This is a genomic window from Aurantibacter sp. (genome assembly GCF_039941195.1).
GTDB lineage: Bacteria > Bacteroidota > Bacteroidia > Flavobacteriales > Flavobacteriaceae > Aurantibacter_A.
This window is the reverse complement of record NZ_JBDVFA010000007.1, coordinates 47,359-66,166: the sequence shown is the minus strand read 5'-3', so window position 1 is coordinate 66,166 and position 18,808 is coordinate 47,359. Positions and strand designations below refer to the sequence as shown.

General features: G+C 35.1%; 5 protein-coding genes. 3 read left to right on the top strand and 2 right to left on the bottom strand.

The genetic code is table 11. The annotated features are described in order from the left end of the window. Window positions 1–5: 5 nt before the first annotated feature. The 3 genes from pta (at window position 6) to ABJF52_RS00775 (ending at window position 4,152) form a co-directional block, all read left to right on the top strand. Complete coding sequence (pta, locus tag ABJF52_RS00785; protein WP_348144862.1) at window positions 6–2,099, top strand: phosphate acetyltransferase; 2,094 nt, start codon at window positions 6–8, stop codon at window positions 2,097–2,099. Window positions 2,100–2,133: 34 nt separating this feature from the next. Further along, the gene (locus ABJF52_RS00780) at window positions 2,134–3,318 is read left to right on the top strand and encodes an acetate kinase (RefSeq protein WP_348144859.1); all 1,185 of its coding nucleotides are present in this window, start codon (window positions 2,134–2,136) and stop codon (window positions 3,316–3,318) included. A 93-nt stretch (window positions 3,319–3,411) separates the two neighbouring features. After that, window positions 3,412–4,152: a CpsB/CapC family capsule biosynthesis tyrosine phosphatase gene (locus tag ABJF52_RS00775; protein ID WP_348144856.1), complete on the top strand. Its 741-nt coding sequence runs from the start codon at window positions 3,412–3,414 to the stop codon at window positions 4,150–4,152. 26 nt (window positions 4,153–4,178) lie between these two features. Here ABJF52_RS00775 and ABJF52_RS00770 read toward each other — a convergent pair whose 3' ends face one another. Next, window positions 4,179–11,549, bottom strand: coding sequence for a malectin domain-containing carbohydrate-binding protein (locus tag ABJF52_RS00770; protein ID WP_348144853.1), 7,371 nt, complete (start codon window positions 11,547–11,549; stop codon window positions 4,179–4,181). A 286-nt stretch (window positions 11,550–11,835) separates the two neighbouring features. Continuing rightward, a complete protein-coding gene (locus tag ABJF52_RS00765) occupies window positions 11,836–18,504 on the bottom strand; it encodes a malectin domain-containing carbohydrate-binding protein (protein WP_348144850.1) in 6,669 nt (2,222 codons plus the stop codon). Between the last annotated feature and the right edge of the window lie 304 nt (window positions 18,505–18,808).

Below are 18,808 nucleotides of genomic sequence, written 5' to 3'. Positions count from 1 at the left end.
ATAACATGAGTAAAGCAATTTATATTGCCACAACCGAACCTGACAGTGGTAAATCGATAGTATCATTAGGATTAATGCAACTTTTATTAGGTAAGGCTGCAAAAGTAGGTTACTTCAGACCAATAATTGATGATCTTAAAGCGGGTAAAATTGATGGACATACAAGAACAATATCCTCCTATTTTAATTTAGATATAAAATCTGAAGATGCTTATGCCTTTATGCGTTCTGAAGTTATTAAAATGAAGAATGAGAACCGTGATGAGGAAATTATAAGCAAAATTATTGAAAAATATAAAGCAATAGAAGAGCGATTTGATTTTGTTTTAGTTGAAGGAACAAGTTTTACCGGAGAAGGGAATATAATCGAATTTGATATTAATGTGGTTGTTGCAAAAAATTTAGGCATACCAGCGATTTTACTTGCAAGTGGAGTAGATAAAACTTTGGAAGGTTTAATTGGGAATTTGCAGATAGCTTACGATTCTTTTAGAGATAAAGGAGTTAATGTTCTAGCAGTAATTGGGAACAAAGTATTGCCTGAAAATTTAGAATTGGTAATCGATGGACTTAAAAAACAATTACCGGATACAGTCTTAGTTAATGCTATTCCGTTAAATACTATTTTATCAAATCCATCGGTAAAAGAAATTAAAGATGCTTTACAGGGAAAAGTTCTTTTTGGCGAGTCTTATATAAACAATCAAGTTGATGGATTTAGTGTGGGTGCAATGCAACTTAGAAATTACCTAGTTCATTTAAAAGAAAATGGATTAGTAATAACTCCTGGTGATCGAGCTGACATCATTTTAGGTGCTTTACAGGCCAATATATCTGCTAATTATCCAGCAGTTTCTGGTATAGTTCTAACAGGAGGTATTACGCCAGAAGATACTATATGTAAGCTTATTGAAGGACTATCTGATGTGGTACCTATAATTTCTGTAGCCGGCGGCACTTTTGCAATTGCCAATAAAATAGGTGGAATTAAATCGAAAATGTATGCTGAAAATATAGAAAAAATTAAAATTTCAATAAGCGATTTTGAAAAATATGTTTCTACAGATAAGCTTGCAGAAAGTTTAATTACATTTAATGCTGAAGGTATAACACCAAGAATGTTTCAGTACAATCTTCTTAAAAGGGCTAAAACACATAAAAAACACATTGTACTACCTGAAGGTACAGACGAGCGCATTTTAGCAGCTGCAAAAAAATTAACTGAAATAGATGCAGTTAAGATTACGCTACTTGGTGATGAAAATAAGATTAAAGAACAATTAAAAAACTTAGAATTAGACCTAGACCTAAATAAAGTCGAAATTATAAATCCAGTAACATCACCAAATTTTGAAGATTACGCTACTACCCTATTCGAGATTCGTAAACATAAAAATGTGGATATGATAATGGCTCGAGACCTAATGGAAGACGTTTCATATTTTGGAACTATGATGGTACAAAAAGGACATGCAGACGGAATGGTTTCCGGTGCAGTACATACTACACAGCATACCATTTTACCTGCCTTACAATTTGTTAAAACCAAACCAGATGTTTCATTAGTATCTTCAGTATTCTTTATGTGCTTACCAGATAGAGTCGTAGTTTTTGGTGATTGTGCGATTAACCCAAATCCAACTGCAGAACAATTAGCGGAGATTGCAATTTCGTCTGCTGATACTAGTTCAGCATTCGGAATTGAACCGCGGATTGCAATGCTTTCTTATTCTTCTGGTGCTTCAGGAATTGGAGAAGATGTAGATCGTGTTCGAAAAGCAACTGAACTGGTAAAACAGAAAAGACCTGAATTAAAAATTGAAGGTCCAATACAATACGATGCCGCTGTAGATTTAAAAGTAGGCTTAAGTAAACTACCAGATTCTCAGGTTGCAGGTAAGGCAACGGTATTTATCTTTCCAGACCTAAACACAGGTAACAACACCTATAAAGCAGTACAACGTGAAACCAATGCCTTAGCCATTGGACCTATGCTTCAAGGACTAAATAAACCTGTAAACGACTTAAGTCGAGGTTGTACGGTGGACGATATTTTCAATACTGTAGTAATCACTGCCATACAAGCAGAAGGTTTATAAGAATTTTTATTAATAATAAAAAACACAATTCTGTATGCATATACTAATCATTAACGCTGGTAGTTCTTCCATAAAGTTCCAATTAATTCTAATGCCTTCTGAAAAGGTAATTTGCTCAGGAATGGTTGAGCGAATTGGCAGCAATAATTCGGTACTTACATACAAGTCTGATAAAACGAATATCAAAGAAACTAAAAGCATATTAACACACAAAAATGGCTTACAGAATATTGTAGATATTTTATTAGATAAAACCGTGGGGGCAATAAAAAACACTAATCAAATTGCCGCTGTTGGTCATCGCGTGGTACATGGTGGTAAATATTTTGTTGGAACCACCTTGATAACCAATGAAGTTAAAGAAAAAATTAATGAACTTGCACCATTAGCTCCCCTACATAATCCCCATAATTTAGAAGGAATTCTAATTGCAGAAGAATTGTTTTCGGAGGCAAAACAGATTGCAATTTTTGATACTGCCTTTCATCGTACCATTCCGGAAATAGCCAGCAAGTATGCTATTCCGAGTACATTCTATGATAAACATGGACTTCAACTTTACGGATTTCATGGTACAAGCCATAAATATGTTTCAGAAAAAGCAATTTCTTATTTAAATAAAGACGATAGTAAAATTATTTCTATTCATTTAGGCAACGGTTGCAGTGCTACCGCAATAGTTGAAGGAAAAAGTATAGATCATTCTTTAGGTTTTGCTCCGGCTAATGGGTTAATTATGGGATCTAGAAGTGGCGATATTGATCATTCAATCATTTTCTACCTAGTAAATAAACTAGGCTATAATTTAGATGATGTAAATAAACTACTTACAAAAGAGAGTGGTATGCTTGGGTTAACTGGTTATAATGATTTACGCGACATTCAGTTGGAAGCTGAAAAAGGTAATATAGAATGCATCTTAGCCCTTGAGATGAATGCATATCGAATCAAAAAATATATTGGTGCTTATACAGCCGCCATGAACGGGTTAGACGCAATTATATTCACTGCAGGAATTGGTGAAAACTCACAAGTATTAAGAAAACTTGTTTGCTCTGACATGGATTATCTTGACATCCGCCTGGATGACAAAAAAAATAAAATTATATCGAATTCGCTTCGGGAGATAAATGTAAATGATTCCAAAATCAAAATTTTAGTAATTCCAACTAATGAAGAATTAGAGATCGCTATACAAGTTTTCGAAAAACTCAGTTAATGTAAAATTATTTCTCATTGTTTTAGCGGTATACTAAAAGCAGCTTATTTAAGTTTAATTTTGAAGTACTATTTTTGCAAACAAACTAATTTCATGCTCCATTTTTTTAGTAAGAAGAAATTTTTAATCGATAGTCTCGAAGGTTTCGTAGACATACATAATCATATTTTACCAGGTATTGATGATGGAGCAAAAACGGTTGACGATTCTTTGGAGTTAATTAAGTCTTTTTCTGATTTTGGTTGCAATTCATTTATTGCTACACCGCATATAATGCACAACTATTATCCAAATAATATTGTTTCAATTACAACAGCTTTAGATTTATTAAAGAATGCTTTAACCATGTCAAATATGCAAGATGTGCACTTGGAAGCAGCTGCTGAGCATATGATTGATTCCAATTTTGAATCCATTTTGCAAAATAAACAAGTGATGCCTCTGTCTAAGTTTTACATTTTGATAGAGATGTCATATTTACAAGCTTCTATTAACTTTGATAATTCAGTACAATTAATTTCTGAAAATCGATTGTTTCCTATATTAGCACATCCAGAACGCTATGTTTTTCTTCATGGTAGAAGAAAAAAGTATCGAAAATATAAAGATCAAGGAATCTTATTTCAATTAAACCTTTTATCACTTTCTGATTTTTATGGCAAGGAAGTGCAAAAATCTGCTCATAAATTACTAGAAGAAGACCTTATAGACTTTATTGCTACTGATGTTCATAACATGAACCAGATTAATTCACTTAAAGCTATGCGACTTTCAAATAAAACATTAGAAATTTTAGAGCCGATTATTGAAAAAACAATTGCAAATTTTTCTTAAACAGCATATTCATTTTTAATATTTGTTTATTCGTGCTTAACTACTAATCGTTTTTCTAAGTATGCTCCTTTTACATCAACGGTTTTAACTATATACGCACCCTGTTGGTAATTATCAACAGCTAAAATATAATCGTCCCCTGCTCGAACATTGTAAGCATTATAGGAGTTTACGAGTCTACCAATCATATCAAAAACGAGTATCTGTTTAATTTCTATTGGTTTTTCAAAACTGAGCGTAACAATTGTATTTGCTTGATTTGGGAATAAAAGCATCTCATTAACTTGATTTTGCTCATTAATAGATTTTAATGCAGATCCTCCGTTCATTTCTATTATTTCAATCGCATTTACAATAGGATGTCGAGCACCGCCATCAGCTGCTAGAGATGAAAAATCTATATCTAATTCACCATCAGTAACTGTAACCAGATGTGCTTTTATTAACATGGTCTCTGCACCAACAATATCATATACATCTAGATTATCTTCAGCTAAATCACCTTCTAATCGCACATCAAAAACCCTACTACCCACTCCACCTGAGCCTCCTCCAGTTGCTCCAAACCAGACTTCTGCAAAATGCAACCTCACAGTATATGAACCATTTGACAATGGAATATTATAACTCATCTGCTGTGATTTACTATAACGAATACTACTGTGCGGCTGTGATAATCCTGTTTGCGGCCTATTTAAAGTGGTACCTGTATCAAAATACGAATCAGCAACAAATACTTCTCCATTGTAAATTACTTCTGAACCTCCTGTATTTATTCGCAAGGCATAATTATTTGAAACGGGTTCGGCCAAAACAGTCACTGAAACTTCATCGTAAACTGATTCAGACTCATCATCGCTAACGGTTAAACGAAATATGTAATCGCCTTCTAAAAGATTTGAGGCTGATAGATTTGATGTTGTACTGCCTGATAAGTTAGCAATAGAAGGACCCCTAGTTTGCGACCATAAAAATGAAACAAGTCCGCCATCCGGATCACTACCGGTGCCGCTTAAACTTATACTTGATGTCGGCAAAGTAATGATCTGATCTTCTACAAGATCCATAATGGGACTTGTGTTATTAGAGTTATCACCTAAAATTTCAATTGCATTGATAATAGGATGACGAACACCTCCGTTAGATGACAACGATGAAAAATAGAGGTTTAATATTCCATCTGTAACATTTACAGTATGGCTTTTTACTAAAATAGCATCAGCACCGACCTCGCGATATACATCAAGATTATCTTCCACCAATTGACCTTCCATAGTAACATCAAAAACTCTACTTCCTACTCCACCCGAACCTCCTCCTGTTGCACCAAACCATACTTCTGCAAAATAGAGTTTAATAGTATAATCGCCATTTGACAAAGGAATATCATATGACAATTGTTGTGACGGACTATAACGAATACTACTAAGGGGTTGTGTCAATCCTGTTTGCGGCCTATTTAAAGTGTTTCCTGTATTATAAAAATTATCTGCTTGATAAATATTTCCATTATATGTTATTTCTGAACCTCCAGTATTTATACGCAATGCAAAATTAGGAGTTGAAGGTTCTGGCCATACGGTTACCATTACTTCATCATAAGCTGTATCATCTTCATCATCGGTAACTGTTAAACGAAAAACGTATTCACCTTTATCTAGATTTGCTGCCAAAAGATTGGTTGATGTACTACCCGATAAAACCGCAGTTGTTGGTCCACTAAGTTGTGTCCACAAAAAGGTTACATTACCGCCATCGGGATCACTACCTGAACCAGTTAAAGAAATACTTGATGTTGGTAAAGTAATAATCTGATCTTCTATAAGATCTATTATAGGTTGTTGTGTGTTTATTACTTCTGGAAAAACAGTTATGTGGACTTCTTTATAAGATGAATCTTCCTCGTCATCCGTAACGGTAAAACGAAATACGTAATCACCTTCAATAAGTCCCGATACTGTAAGGTCTGTTGTTAAATTACCTAACAAATTAGCTGTATTTGGTCCGCTTATTTGTGTCCACAAAAAAGATACTGTACCACCATCTGGATCACTACCTGATCCATTTAAAGTTATGCTTGATGTTGGCAAAGTAATGATCTGATCTTCTATAAGATCCACAGTTGGATGTGCATTATTAGTAGATTGACCAAAAATTTCAATAGCATTGATAATAGGATGTCGAGTACCTCCGTCCGATTCTAATGAGGAGAAGTCGATATCAAGAATACCATCTGAAACTGTTACTATAAATGTCTTTTCCAATATGGCATCTGCACCAACTTCATCAAAGACATCAAGATCATCGGCCACTATTTGACCTTCCATATTTACATCAAAAACTCTACTTCCTACGCCTCCAGAACCTCCACCTGTTGCACCAAACCATAATTCTGAGAAATAAAGCTTTACAGTATATTCTCCATCAGTTAATGGAATATTGTACGACATTTGTTGTGATGGACCATACCGCATACTGCTAAAAGGTTGAACCAATCCTGTTTGTGGGCGATATAAAACTTTGCCTTCATCAAAATAATTATCAGCCTCGAAATTATTACCATTATACGTTTCTTCAGAACCTCCTGTGTTTATTCGTAATATAAAATCGCCCAAATTAGGTTCAGGTAAAACAGTGATAGAGATTTCTGCATATGCTGTGTCTTCTTCATCATCGGTAATAGTTAATCGAAATACATAATTACCTTCTATTAGATTAGATACCTCAAGATTTGATGAAATATTGCCACTAAGAGTTGCAGTACTTGGTCCGTTTTCTTGAGTCCATAAAAAACTGACTGCTCCACCATCTGGATCAGTTCCGGAACCTATTAAAGAAATACTTGATGTTGGTGAAGTAATGATCTGATCTTCCATTAGATCCACAATTGGACCACTATTCATTATAATACTAGTGTTCTCAAAAATTCGAGGAGTAATATTGCTCCACCCTATAGAAACTATATCTAAATCTCCATCATTATCAATATCTATAACTTGTGCGCCATTATGATGATCAAATTCATTGCCACTCTCTTCAATTGTTTTTCTTATCCACGTTCCAGAGTTACATAAATCGTTTTGGAAAACTATTAATCGATGCCCCCCTCTCCATTCACCAACAATTATATCTTTATCGCCGTCAAAATCGATATCAGAAGCAAAAACACTCAAACTTCCATTAATATCTGTGGCTAATATATGTTTGGTCCAGTTTTGGGTGGGATTAGCTGGAGCCTCAAACCATGAAAATTCAGTTTTAGCGGAATCGTCTGATTCTAAACCTAATTGACCTACAACAGCATCTAAGTCCCCATCACCATCAAAATCAGCTAATTGAGCTCTATCTGGTGTTGAGACATATGAAATTCCCGTCTCAATAGTTGTAAAAGTACCATTCCCTTCATTTCGTAACCAATTACTCGACTGAAACAAATCTAAATCTCCATCTCTATCAATATCTCCTTTAATAATATCTTCACCAAGAGAATCTGGACTAAGATCAGTTAGTGTCCAAGGCATATTAACGGGATCCGTTGGCACACTTAATACTTGTACTGGCGAATTATCACTTTCAGCACCATTCCATGTAATCACCAACTGATATGGTCCATTAGACTGAAAAATACCTCCAGCAATTCCGGATATAAGAGGTTCCCAATATGTCGTTTGTACATTTTCTGAAGGGATGTTCGTGTGAATTGTAAAACTTCCAGAACCATCATTTTCTGCCCAAGCCATATCAACACCTTCATAGGTACCTTGAGTTCCAAACAAATCTATATCTCCATCTCCATCAAAATCATGTGCAAACGCAATATTATTCAATGGGGCTCCCACTGTTTTTTTAACCCAATCGCCTGATGCAGAACCAGGATTTTTATACCACCAAGCTCCCGTAATAATATCTTTTAAACCATCTCCATCAATATCCTCATTTGGTATAATATATACATGCCGATATGGAAGTTCTTCGTTATCAATTTCATGGACTTGCCAATTTTCTGGAAATATTCCAGAATTACAGACACTTTGTGATGTAACATTTACCGAAACTTCATCGTAAATACCAGTAGGTACATGCCCTGCTTCATATAGTTCTAAGCGTATGGAATGTGTACCTAAACTTAAATCATCAAAAATTATAGGGTTATAGCTATAATGAGGGCCAACCATAACGCCATCAATATAATAATGCATGTGGGTACTACCTTCTTGAATTTCCCAATTTTGAGTTGTAAAAGACACATTAAAAGGTAAATTGACATCTGCTCCATTTACAGGTGAATTAACAGCTATCGTAGGTGCTACATTATATGCATCTACAGACAATATCTCAATTGCCGAGACCTTCGGATTTTCAACTACTGATGAGAATTGTACTGTAGCAAAACCATCTGTTACCGAAACATTATCAAAATCTTTAATTAAAGCTGTTGCCGGAGCAACCTCAGTTGAAATATCGAAATCAATTAAAACCGGATTACCTTCTATGCTCACATTAAATATTCTTGATCCTTCACCACCTGCTGTATTACCAACTCCGAAATATAATTCTGCGAAATGCAAACGAATATCATATTCACCCGCAATTGGAATAGGAATTTCATAGGTAAAATTACCATATCGTTCTGTTTGATATAGTAGGTCATCACTTGTATTTCCAATAGCTATACTCCTATTATATAAGCTGCCCCCAGTAGTATATGAATCTGCTGCGTAAGTTGTACTGTTTGCTGTTACTTCACCACCACCAACATTAATTCTTATAGGAGTAAATACTGATAGCTGATAACTATTTTGTACCACTGAAAGCCCTGCCAAGTTTTTTACATTACTAATACTTACTTCATAACTTGCATCTGTATTAATTATGGAATGCGTTAAAACAACTGTTCTATTGTCTGGCAGCAAATCTGCTGAAGATACTGATATACTATTATTTATACTGTAATTTGCGGTTTGCTCTGCTGTTGATTCACTTACATATTCCGAGAATTTAATACTGGTTGAAGTGCTATTGATAGACGTTAATTCGTTTACTTCTGGTGGCGAATTATCAGTTGAAACACCAGTGCCTATAAACTCAATATAATTAAGGTCAAAAATATCTTGTTGCCCCGAAGAACTCTTAAAAACAAAATACAAATCGTGTTTGCCTCCAGGGTCCGTAAAGGTTGACACTATATCTAGCCAGGTACTATTACTTCCAGTATCAGGAATATTGGTTGTTGCTAAAAGTTGACCTGTTGGACTATCAATTCTGAATTCAATAGTTCCACCTTGAAGAGTTGAAGCGACCCTATATTTAACTGAATTTATATTTAGAAGGTTTCTTCCTTCAAAAGATATAAAATCATCATTATCCACACGTATAGCTTCACTTCCACCACCAGCAAGGTCTGTATTAGCGATTTTATCAACTCCTGTACTAATTGTATAAAATTCAGCTTCCTTCCGTTTAGGATGTAATATTATTTGATCAAATGCAGTTAATCCACCTTGATCAGTGTAATTAGCATTCAACACATAAAATATATCCATTTCTCCATCTATATCATGCGCTCCGGGATCTAGTGACAAAACCTCCACACAAGTATTCATTGTTGCCCCATCATGAAAATGATTTAAATGCCCTAAAGATGGTATTACATTTATAGTATTGCAATCAATTCCATTGGAAGTACTTCCGTCTTCAATATCAGTTACATTCAAATCTAAAATAACATTATCATCCCAATTCATAAACCCTCCATCCACTGGAGAATTGAAACTAAATGTAGCTGAATTATTGCCGGCATGAATACTGATATTTTGAACACCAACTCCTCCATTTCCATCGTTTACTTTTAATTGTGTTATATATGTTCCTGCCGAGGTAAAAGTGAAACTTGGATTTTCACTTGTAGTATCAACCGTACCATCTGATTGAAAATCCCATGAATATATTAAAGACGAATCTCCGTCTTGGTCATAAGTTCCTACACTCGAAAAATTAACCGTTAATGGCAATGATCCACTGGTAACATCACTATCAATTGTGACTATTGGAGGTGTATTTGAAACTACACCTGTATAATCTACACGTATAAGTTTACCTGTACCAACATTCGACGGACAACAACCAGTTCCATAAGCAAGTAAATACATATGTCCATCAGGACCAATTTCCATATCTATAAATCCGTTAGATGAGCTTGGAAATACTGTTGGTGCTAACTGTTCATTACTTATGATGGCCCCATTAACATCCATTTTTATAACCCAAATCTTACTCGTATTAAAATCATAGTAAAAAAATGCTTCATTAAATTCTACAGGTAGTCTTTGTTGGTCTGAAAGTGTGCCATCATGGTAATATCGCGTTCCTGCAAAATAACTTTTATGAAAAAACTCTATCCATGCGGGTTGCGCAGGAGGCAAATTGACAAGACCTGTATTCCAAGTTGAATTATTTTGTGGAGCTGCTGGATTATTATAATAAGTTGGATTTGCATAAGACATCAAATATGGATCGTTATCAGCACCAGAAAAATAAGGCCAACCAAAATTTCCTGCGGATTTAACCAAATTCATTTCATCCAAACCTTCTGGACCTAGAGAAGATTGAACATTTGCATCAGGTCCTACTTCTCCCCAAAACAACCAGTCAGTATTACTATTGTCAACAAATATTCGATATGCATTTCTAACACCCATCACATAAATTTCAGGTCTAGTATTTGCTGTACCTACAGGAAAAAGATTACCATTTGGAATAGTATAGCTGCCATTGGCCAATGGTTTAATCCTTAAAATTTTTCCTCTTAAATCATTGGTGTTAGAAGAACTTTTTTCAGCACTTTTAGTTAAATCAGATTCATGAAGGGCTGCGTAATTGCCATGGTCAGTATTATCACCAGTGGCAATGTAAAGATTTCCTTGAGAATCAAATTGCATGTCCCCCCCGGAATGAAAACTGATTGTTCGTTGCGTATCCCATTCCAAAAGGGTAATTTCTGAATTGATATCAATTTGATCTCCATTCATAGTAAATCTTGAAACTCTATTTTTTGATACTGACATTACAGAGTAATGTAAATAGATATAACTATTTGAATTGAAATTTGGATCAAAGGCAATTCCTAAAAGTCCATCTTCAAATTCATGAAAAACCGGAATTGTTCCAGCAGATACAGATAGTTGCGAATTTGGTTTGTAAATTAGTACTTCACCATATCTGTCTAATATAAATATTCGCCCATCAGGAGCAAAACGCATTGTTGTTGTATTGGACAAACCAGTTAACAATTCTACTTGCTGAAATGAGGTTGGTAATTGAGCGCTAACTGGAATACTACATAAAAGTAATACCACTAGATAAAGAAACTTTAAGATAGATTTGTAATTTTCTCCCATGGATAATAATCATTAAGACTTAGTATTTTCAGTTTAATGATATCGTGAATTACTCAAATAGAATAATTACTAAAGTATGTGCTCCAAAAACAAGGAGTTCCTTTAGTGATGTCAATAAACGTAATGAGGGGAGTTACTATAAAAATAAGAGGTTTTCTGTGCAGAAAACAATTTACCTTGGAATTTACGATTAATTACAATGAATTTCGTTGTAATACTATTATATAATAAAGCAAAAAGCTCTGAAAAGATTCAGAGCTTTTTAAAGTATTAATACTTTATTTGATTAATTGTCTACCAGTAATTTTATTAATCGCGGTTTACCTTGATTCATACCTACGCCAATAAAATATAGCCCATCTCTTAATGTTTCAATAGGAATATTGTAAGTTCCATCAGTCGAAAGAACATCATCCGCAATATAACCCTCAATATATCTCCCTCCTACATCGTGTAAATATATATTGAGAACCTCCATATCTTCAGGTGCATTCAGTACACTTATTTTAGCCAATCCGTCTTTAGCAGGGTTTTCAGTTAAAATAACTTTCATTTCATCAGAATCAGGTATTCCTCCTTCAGGATATACACTAACTGTAATTTCATCAAATGAAGTTTCATTTTCATCATCAATAACTGTTAATCTAAAAATGTAATCTCCTTCTATTAATTCTGATATTGCTAATTCCAAAGTAGTTTCACCAACAATAGATGCAGAACTTGGTCCATCTTCTTGTGTCCAAAGATATGTTACCTCTCCTCCATCTGGATCAATAGCTGTACCAGTTAAAGTTGCATTATTAATTGGAAGCTCAATACTTATATCTTCACCAGCATTAACACTTGGCGGTCTCGTCTCCAATACTTCAATTCCAGATATTTTAGGTGAATCAGTCACAGCTGTAAGCGTAATGGTCAAATTGCCATCTGTTACATTTATAGCAGTAAAATTCTCAACAACTGCTGTGGCACTGCCTCCAGCAGCCACTACAATGTCATAATTGTCTATTTGTTCCTGCCCCTCAACATCAATATTAAAAACTCTAGAACCTGCACCACCTGCAGCTCCTCCAGAAGAAACTCCATAGTATATTTCAGCAAAATGAAGATTAACATTATGATTACCATTAGTAACAGGTATTTCATAAATCAAAGGTTGGTTACCTGAGCGGAAACGCTCGGTTTGATATAAGGCATCATTTTCAGTATTTGCAATTTCAATGGCGTTTGTAAATTCGTTCCCACCAACAAAATGTTGGTCAGCATCCCAAATCACTCCGTCGAAATCTAATTCTGGACCACCTGAATTAATTCTGAATGTTTCAGGTTCACCTAAAACAAATACAGAAACTTCATCAGTTCCAGTTTGACCATCATCATCAGTAACTGTTAATCTAAAAACATATTCACCTTCAGCTAAGCCGCTGGCACTTAAATCATCGGTATTAACTCCATCTAATGTGGCAGTATTTGGGCCACTTACTTGTGTCCAAAGATATTCGGATATTGTGCCACCATCAGGATCTGTTCCCGAGCCATCCAATTCTACACTATCACTCGGAATGGTAATAGTCTTGTCTTCCCCGGCATCGGCAACAGGTAAATCTGAATTAGCACCTTCAATTAGAACTTCAATTCCAGATATCTTTGGATTCTCAACTACCGATGTTAACGTTATTGTTAAAGAACCGTCGTTTACAACAATTCCCGATAAGCTTTCTATTACAGCTGTAGCACTACCACCAGCTTGTTCTATAATATCGTAATTAGCTATTTGTTCCTGACCCTCAACATCTATATTAAATACACGAGATCCAACTCCACCACTTGATCCTGCTCCCGCAACTCCATAATAAATTTCAGCAAAGTGAAGGTTTACATCATAGTTGCCGGCGGTAACCGGTATTTCGTAAACTAATGTCCCTGAAGTATGATATCTTTCAGTCTGATATAGTTCATCATTAGTAGTATTAGCTATTGCAATGGGGTTACTGTCATCTCCACCACCCAAATTGTATTGGTCTTCTGACCAATCTAAATCGTTAAATGTAAAAGCAGGTCCTCCTGAATTAATACGTATCGATGGAGAGTCATTAGATACACTAATAGTAACCTCATCAAATCCAGTATCACCTTCATCATCTGTTGCTGTAAGTCTAAAGACATATTCACCAAGTACAAAATCAGTAACAATTAATTCTAAAGTTGTATCACCTGACAGAGTTGCCGTATTAGGACCACTTACTTGAGTCCATTGAGTTGTGGCAATTGTTCCACCATCAGGATCCGAGGCCGTTCCAGTCAAAGTTATACTTGTAGAGGAAGGAAGCACAGTTTGATTGCCTCCAGCTTCAACTATTGGATCTCCATCTATTGGAAGTGGTGTTGTATTTTCATAAATTCTAGGAATGAGATGATTCAGCCATCCATTCGAAATTACATCTAAATCTCCATCATTATCAATATCTACGACTCGAGCACCATCATGATGTTCTAAATCAAGTGCTCCATCATCAATAACCTGAGTTACCCAAGTTCCAGTATTACACAAATCATTTTCAAAAGCAATTAGTCTTCTATTACCAAGCCACTCACCTACTACAACATCCTTATCTCCATCAAAATCAAAATCAATTGCAAATACACTTAAACTACCTTGAATGTCTGTAGCTAAAACATTTCTTACCCAAGGTTGTGTTGGATCTGCAGGAGCAGCAAACCATGCAAATTCATATTTATTTGTTCCACTACCACCCACTCCAAGCTGTCCAACAATTGCATCCAAGTCGCCATCTCGGTCGAAATCTGCTAATTGACCTCTATCTACAGTAGTATCGTAAGTAATGCCTGTAGCATGAGTCGTAAAATTACCTGAACCATCGTTTTCCAACCAATTTATACCTTGAAATAAATCTAAATCACCATCACCATCTATATCTCCTGGTTGTATATCTTCGCCTGAAGAATCATTGCTAATATCGACTAAAGTCCAATTTCCAGTTGTTGGATCAGTGGATGGAGTCAACAATTGAACAGGTGAACCTGTTGATTCTGCACCATTCCAATTTATAGCCATTTGATAAGAAGTTCCTGTACCAAAATCTCCACCTGCAATTCCAGCCAAAAATGGCTCGTAATAGGTTGAATCTCCTGCAGGTATATTATTATAAATAGTGAAATTACCAGTACCATCATTTTTTGCCCAAACTAATTGAATACTTTCATATTCATTATCTGGAGAAACACCTACAGTAGTACCCAGTAAATCCATAAAACCATCACCGTCAAAATCGTATACATGTGCTACGTTTCCAAAATTTCCTCCAATATCTGATTTTTGCCAATTACCAGAAGCTGAACCTGGATTCTTATACCACCAACCACCAGTGACAATATCCTTTAAACCATCACCATCTAAATCATTTGCAGCGAAAGTATATACAGCTGTATAGGGATTTTCATCCAATTCATGAACTTCCCATGAACTTGGAAATTCGGTTTCATTACAAGACAATTGGTCTGTAACATTAACAGTAACTTCATCAAAAATTCCAGTTGGGGAATGATCCGCATTATACAATTCTAATCTAATTGTATGGCTACCTAAACTTAAATCATCAAATGTAATAGGTTCATGACTGTAGTGCATACTAATCATATCTCCATCAACAAAGTAATGCATGTGTGTGTCGCCAACTTGAATAGTCCAATTTTCTACTAAAAAGGCAACATCAAAAGGTTGATTAACATCCCAATTATTTCCAGGTGAAGTAATCATTATATCCGGAGCAACTGCAAATGCATCTGGCGCTAAAATTTCTATGGCAGAAAGTTTTGGACTCTGCGTAACCGATGAGAATTGAATAGATGCAAAGCCATCAGTAATATTTATATCGTCAAATTCTTTTTGTAGTGCCGTAAGTGCCGAAACTTCTGAGGATATGTCAAAATTGGTTAGAACAGGATTTCCCTCAATAGTTACATTAAACACTCTCGAACCTTCTCCGCCACCTTGACTACCAGCTCCAAAATAAAGTTCTGCAAAATGTAGTCGAATATCATATTCTCCTGCTACTGGTATTGGAATTTCATAAGAAAAATTACCAAACCGTTCTGTTTGATAAATTTCATCACTTGTTGTACCTGCAATTGGTGAAGTGGTATCGTAAAGACTACCACTCATAAAATACTGGTCAGCACTATAAGCATCAGTTCCATATGTAATTTGCTCCCCACCAACATTGATACGTACTGCATTGATGATTGCAAATTGAACAGATTCAGTAACCATTGGTAAACCTGCTAGATTCTGAACATTACTTACCGTCAGATTATAAGTTGTATCAGCTTGTAATTGAGATACAGTAAGAATTACCGTTGAATTATCTGATTGTAGTTCTGCAGCAGAAACTGCGATTCCATTATCTATGCTATAATTCGATATTTGCTCAGCAGTAGCCTCTGTTATATACTCTGAAAAACTTACTTCTACTTGGGTTGAACCAATGGATTCCACTGTGTATACATACGGTGGTGAATTATCGATAGAGACACCAGCACCTAGAAACTCAACATAATTTATATCAAAAATATCTTGCGCTCCATTTGCTCCATTAAAAACAAAAAATAAATCATTTTTTCCTCCTGGATTAGTAATTGGTGTTTCCACCGAGGCCCACGTATCTAAACTTCCCGTATTTGGAACATTTGTCGTAGAAACTAACGTTCCCGTTGAACTTCCTAATCTTAACTCTATAGTACCGCCAGCTACAGTAGATGCCACTTTATACTTTACGGCATCAATACCTTGAAGATTTCTTCCTGTAAAGGAAAAATAGGCATTATCATCTACGCGTAACGAACTATTTCCCCCTTCAAGGTTATCGGTATTAGTAACTACTTCAGTGCCACTTTCCGTATCAAAAAATTCAGCTTCTTTTCGTTTTGGATGTAAATCAATTCTTTTAAAAGAACTTAAACCACCTTGATCCTCATAGCTTGAAAGAAGAATTGACCAAATGTGCATGCCACCCTCTGGATCATGACTATCATCATCTTCAATGGTAAAAGTTTGAGTACAACCATTTCTAGTTGCCAAATCATGGTTGTGTGTACCATGACCAAGACTAGGTGTTAAAACTATATCACTACAATCAATTACTCCATCTTCAACGTCCGTAGCTGTCACTTCTATAGTAACATCATCACCCCACTCAAAAAGACCACCATCTATTGGTGAATTATAAGTTATGTCCGCTATATTATTTCCAGCATAAATTGTAACATTAGCTACTCCAATACCACCATTACCATCATCAACCTTCAATTGTGCATTAAAGGTACCGGCAGTTGTATAAGTAAAACTTGGGTTTTCAGCAATTGAATCTGGAGTTCCATCACTTTGGAAATCCCATTCATAACTCAAAGGTGAATCACCATCAGGATCAGAAGTTCCCGCACTAGAAAAGTTTACAGTAAGTGGTAAAGACCCGTTATTGGTATCTACATTAACCACTACATCCGGCAATCTATTTGTTGAAATGCCTGTATAATCATAGCGCATTAATTTTCCCGACCCATTACCAAATGTATCACAACATCCTTTTCCATATATTAAGACATATAAATGATCATCTGGACCAATTTTCATATCCAAAAATCCATCCTCACTAGTTTCACGAAAAACATTTGAAGCGAAAGGTGTATTGCTAACAATATTACCTTGATTATCAAAATCTACAGCATTTACAGTACTTCTATTAAAATCATAATATAGATAAATGCCATCATATTCTACAGGAAGTCTTTGTAAATCAGGTAGTCCGGCAGTATAATAATATCTTGGGCCAGACATATAACACTTATAATTTTCAGTTGAAGTTATTAATGCAGGTTGCGCAGCTGGCAAAGTAGTTAGACCTGTATTTAATGAAGAAATATTTTCAGGAGCTGATGCGACATTATAAAAAGGAGTACTTGATTCTGGTCCTGGAATTCTATAAGTTACGTCATGTGCTTCATTATTCCCTGTAAAATATGGCCAGCCGTAGTTCCCTGCTGATTTTGTTAAATTAATTTCATCATATCCAAATGGTCCTAAAGAACTAGCTGCCTGCGCATCTGGTCCAACTTCACCCCATAAAAGCCAATCTGTATTATCCTTATCTACAAATATTCTATATGGGTTTCTTGCCCCCATAACATATATTTCTGGCAACGTATTTGCCGTACCAACCGGAAATAAGTTGCCAGATGGTATTGTATAGGTGCCGTTAGCCAGTGGTTTAATTCTTAATATTTTACCTCTATAATCATTAGTGTTTGAAGAACTTTTTTCAGCACTATTAGCTGAATCGGATTCATCCATGGCTCCATAATTGCTATGATTCGTATTATCGCCTATCGCTATGTAAAGATTTCCTTGAGAATCCCAGTCCATATCAGCCCCTGCATGGAAGGTTTGTAAATCAACTCTTTGGGTATCATAGTCTAATAGTTTTATTTCAGAATTTAAATCCAATGTATTACCGTTCATTGTAAACTGAGATAAACGGTTTTTAGATTCTCCTAAACGAGAATATAAAACATAAATCACCTCATTGTTTGCATAATTAGGATCGAACGCAAAAGCAAGAAACCCCTCTTCGTAGTCATGAAAAACTGGAATCGTACCAGCAGAACTTGTAGTTTGAGTCGTCGGATTATAAATTATTAATTCACCAAATCTATCAGCGATGAAAATTCGACCATCAGGTGCAAATTTAAAAGAAGTAGCATTTACCAAATTAGTTACTAAATCTATTTTCTGAAAATCCGTCGGCAATTGGGCTTTTAAAACCCCTGAACTAGCAAATATTAAAACAAGTAGAATTGTTTTAATTAAATTAAATTGCTGATTTTTTCTTAGTGAAATGAAATTAAAAGTACGCATATAGCAAGAGTAAAATTTTTCCATAATCAAATTAATGTTAGCTGTGTTCGATAACATTGCAAGCAAAACATGTAATACCAACGACTTACAAAGATAACTTAATAACAACTGAATAGCGAAAAACCCTACCTGATTTTCGTTTAAAATCAGGCATTTGCCGTCTAAGTACAAACACCTGTAAAATTAGTAATTAATCATATTTACCTTAGTAATTTATGTTTAATTATTAAGCGACTTCTGATACTGATTATTTCTATACGACCATACTTTATCTAACTTTTGGATATAATCTATATTTAAATAAAAATCCTAAACTATTTGTTTAGGA